4 protein-coding genes are annotated in these 3,992 nt (G+C 55.6%); all 4 read right to left on the reverse strand.

Going from position 1 to position 3,992, the window contains the following annotated elements; translation table 11 throughout:
- Positions 1-449 (reverse strand): acylneuraminate cytidylyltransferase family protein (locus AC1D0Z_RS17205; protein ID WP_477659433.1); only part of this gene is annotated, 449 nt, incomplete at its 3' end.
- The gene (locus AC1D0Z_RS17210; RefSeq protein ID WP_477659434.1) at positions 446-1,699 is read right to left on the reverse strand and encodes a UDP-glycosyltransferase; all 1,254 of its coding nucleotides are present in this window, start codon (positions 1,697-1,699) and stop codon (positions 446-448) included. The genes AC1D0Z_RS17205 and AC1D0Z_RS17210, both read right to left, overlap by 4 nt.
- Before the next feature lie 59 nt (positions 1,700-1,758).
- Complete coding sequence (locus AC1D0Z_RS17215) at positions 1,759-2,550, reverse strand: class I SAM-dependent methyltransferase (RefSeq protein ID WP_477659435.1); 792 nt, start codon at positions 2,548-2,550, stop codon at positions 1,759-1,761.
- A 48-nt stretch (positions 2,551-2,598) separates the two neighbouring features.
- A partial coding sequence (gene glnT / locus AC1D0Z_RS17220; RefSeq protein ID WP_477659436.1) for a type III glutamate--ammonia ligase occupies positions 2,599-3,992 on the reverse strand: 1,394 nt, incomplete at its 5' end.

Consider the following 3,992-nt stretch of genomic DNA (forward strand, 5'->3'; position numbering starts at 1 on the left):
TCCAGTTGCACACGACCGGCCCCAACAACTGCGTCCGCTTCGTTCCAGCGATCACTTAAAAGCCTGAGGACACCCTCCATATCTCCTCCGGCTCGCAGCGGCGACGTAGGTTCCATCAGCATCACCGCATCAAAATCCAGCCCCTGCTGATCACGCAGGAAATCGAGCGCATGCAACACCGCGTCTTCAGAAGTACTCAAGTCGGCGGCCAGATGATCCGGCCGCAGAAATGGAATTTCGATGCCATAACGGCCTGCTACATCGGCGATTTTCTGCGAATCCGTCGATAACACCAGCTTGGTAAATGATTGGCACGCAACCGCTGCTTCAATCGTCCAGGCAATTAGGGGCTTTCCATGCAGGTCCCGAATATTTTTTCCCGGCAAACGCTTGCTCCCTCCCCGGGCGAGAATCAATCCTAAAATTTTTCGCTGCTGTGGACCACTCATAAGGAGAATCTCTCTTCTGCAAGAGTGCAGATATGCAATGCGACGGCTTGCGCTGCGCATCCATTTTGCACGTACTCTGGTTTTTTCATACCATCGCCGGCCACGCCCTGCTCAAGCAAGCGTATCAGCATGGACCGATTGTCGGCCCTCTCACTCATACCGAGTAAAGAATAGTCGAGACCGGAGCTCTGCACATAGGGCGAAAAACCAATGTTGACTACCCGCTTTCCGGCGATATAGGCTTGTACCCCGACAGTTGTTACCTGTACGACCACCTGGTCGGAGGCCAGCAACACCGGCAACAGCGGCTCAACACCGGGCTCACTCCAAAAAATCCTGGGATGAACAGGCGGCTTCTCAAAAGCATGGCATTCGTTGGGGTGATACCGGACGGCAAGACAAACATCCTCACGCGACGCCACCCAATCCGCGAGCCACAGCTGCACCTGGTTACCTAAACCGCTGCCCGCGAGAGCGGCAGGTGATGCATGTGATACTTCAAGATGGCCCGCCCAAAGAATGATGTTCTTGCCATTCCAACCCTTGGCATTGCGCCACATCTCCCCCTGAATCCTGGCGTCCGGTGTGACCAAACCGTCAAACGCTGGATTACCCGTGACAAAGATCCGATCCGATGGTATTGCGGCGTTCACAAGATTTTGGCGCGTCACGTCGGCCAGAACGGTCAGGCGGTCCGCATGCACYCGACGCGCCAAATAAGGATCTCCTGGCAACGCAAACAGATCCAGCATCGAAAGGCACGGAATTCCAAGGGAAACCGCCGCCTCTACGGCCGCCTGCTCACTGCGCGGCGAATTGGTTGTCACGACGACGTCGATTTCCAGCTTGCGCAGTACACCGCGGAAGAAATTAAGCGGAAAAAATCCGTGCCGCCCAAATTGGGTCCACCGTCGCCAGRCAGCCTCCTCGCCCTCGTTGTCTACCCACTCCAGAAAGTTGAAACCGAGATAGGCCACCGACTCTTCCAGGGCGACGCCCGGATGCTGGGTAGCTGATACCAGCCGTGCACCAAACTCCAACGCGCGGTGCCCAGCGGGCATATCAATGAAATCACGGTAACCCAGAGGTGTTTCCCCCGCAAGCACCGCAGCGGGAAATGCTGTGGTGAGCGCCATGATTTTTGCGTCGCAACCTGGCATTTGCTGACGAAGCGCGCGCATGACCGGCAGGCACATCTCAACGTGACCTCCGCCATAGCAAACAAAAAGAACCCTCACCGGCCGCGCCATGTCAACAATCCCTTCGGCAGGAGCTTGCCGGCCGCACGATGATTACCGCGGAAATTTTTTTAATTTTTTTCAATCAGCAAAAAATACCAGTTCATCAACAAAGGGCCGCTTATCTGCAGTCTTTCGCTCCTGGAATCCGGTCCCTCTTTCAAAGGTACGGTGTAAGTTCCCATGCTATCGGAACTGTCAGGCTTTTTGATATCAACATCTATCAGGAACCTGGACTGCCGGCTGATCTTGTAGCCGTGTTTCCCGACGTATCTCGCCAAGGCAGGTATCGAATAGACGTTGTAAAAGGAACGCCGGTCTCTTGCGTGTTCATTCACTTCGATGGTGCAGGAGATATCACCTTCGTAAAACAGGCTCGTCAGCCCGACCCACTGCGGATTGAGCTTGTGAAAGATTTCTGACAATGGCCTTTCGAATTCCGGCAACCAGGAAAGCGTCTGCAGGCTCACAACACCATCGACGTCGTTTCTTGTGGAAAGGTCAAACCAGTCACCGGTGCCGAATTGAAGGTTGCTGGCGTTATTGTCGGCGGCCAGCTTCCCGGCCAAGGCCACCAAATCGGCCGAATAGTCGATTCCAAGGACCTGGGTATTCGGGTTTTGTTGTGCAAGATAGAACGTCGCCGCACCGCCGCCGCAACCCAAATCGATGACACGCCTGGATGTCGCAAGAGAACTGCCAATAAAATCCGCGAAATGCTTGGTGGACTGTTTCTGCTCCATCCACTGCATCAAGTGATAGTCGTAGGCGGCTTTGTCAATATCGCGCCATTCGTCAACGCGCTGCGCTGCGGGACTACCGGAACCGCTCCGATCTGCTTCACCTTCTGTAAAAGTCGTCATCAATTTGCCTTAAATAGGCGGCTGGCGGCCAAGCGACACACAGTTTGACTAGAAGAAATCCACATACCGGCGAAATTCTTCCGGAGAGATAGTGGTCAGAAAATCGTCACTTTCAATCCGTTTGAGCGTCTGGAATTCCTTGACGAAGGGCAATCCCAGACCGGTAGACAGCACCGTATCGGCTTGCAAGGCATCGAGCGCGCTGGGCAAGGAAGCCGGCAGGCGCCGGATTCCGCGCGCATCAAGCTCATCCAGGCTCAACTGGTAAAGATTTTCGTTGCACGGCTCCCCCGGATCGAGCTTTCGCTGGATGCCGTCAAGGCCCGCATAAATGATGGCAGCGGTCAGCAGATACGGATTTGACGAAGCATCGGCAACGCGCAGTTCGAGCCGACCGCCCGGGATGCGCACAAAGGCTGTCCGGTTGTTGTTGCCCCAAGCGATATTGACAGGCGCCCAGGTCGCGCCAGAGCGCGAGCCGCGCGAAACCAGCCTTCTGTAGGAGTTGACACAAGGAGCGGCAATTGCCGTCAGCCCCGCAGCATGAGCCATCAATCCCCCAAGGAAATGATAGGCCAACGGGCTCAGGTCCATGCCGCGCGGATCGGTTTTGTCCTCAAAAGCGTTGTCGCCGAACTCTTTGCCGGCCGACATATGCATATGCAACCCACTGCCCGACCGCTCGGAAAAGGGTTTTGGCATGAATGAACACAACATGCCGTGTTTTTTGGCAATTGCGGTCGCCGCCATTTTGAAATATGTCAGATTGTCCGCTGTACGCAGGCCGTCGGCATAGGTGAAGTTCATCTCGAACTGACCGTTCGCGTCTTCGTGGTCAATCTGGTAGACATCGATATTCGCCCCCTCTAACGCGGAGCGCAACTCCATGAGGAAATCCGAGACCGACGACAGGTGCCGGAAGTCGTAGCAGGGCTTGTCGAGCGATTCGGAGCCGGTTGCAACCTCGTACCCACCGCTTTCGGTTGCCTTGAGCAGAAAAAATTCGGRCTCAAGGCCGGAGAAGAATTCCAGCCCGGTGGCATCGCGAAAAGCTGCCAGCGCTTTTTTCGCAATCACACGGGAATCAAGCGGATGCGGTTTGCCATCGACATGTCCGTCGCAGCTAACACTGGCGGTCGAGGGCATCCAGGGCACGGCGCGCACACTGCCGCGGTCACCGACCGCCATGAACTCCTGCCCATGTGGCTCCATTCCCATGCCTGCGATCGCGAAGCCCGCGAAACCAGCTCCTGCACCAAAGATCATTTCCTTGTGCTTGCCCGGCACCAGCTTGGCCTTGGGCCGGCCATGGATATCGACAAACTGCGCCAGGTAGTAATCAAAATCTGCCATGTCCGGCCTTCCGTTTTTTTTTGTTATGCGTTTTCGGGGAAAAATTCCTGCAGCCAAAGCTTTGTCATCAACAGGGTGCGCAGCTGCTT

It is taken from the genome of Polaromonas sp. P1_E3 (assembly GCF_056405935.1).

Coding starts and splice junctions, on each gene's coding strand:
- AC1D0Z_RS17215 (WP_477659435.1), bottom strand. CDS start 2,550: ATGACGACTTTTACAGAAGGTGAAGCAGATCGGAGCGGTTCCGGTAGT.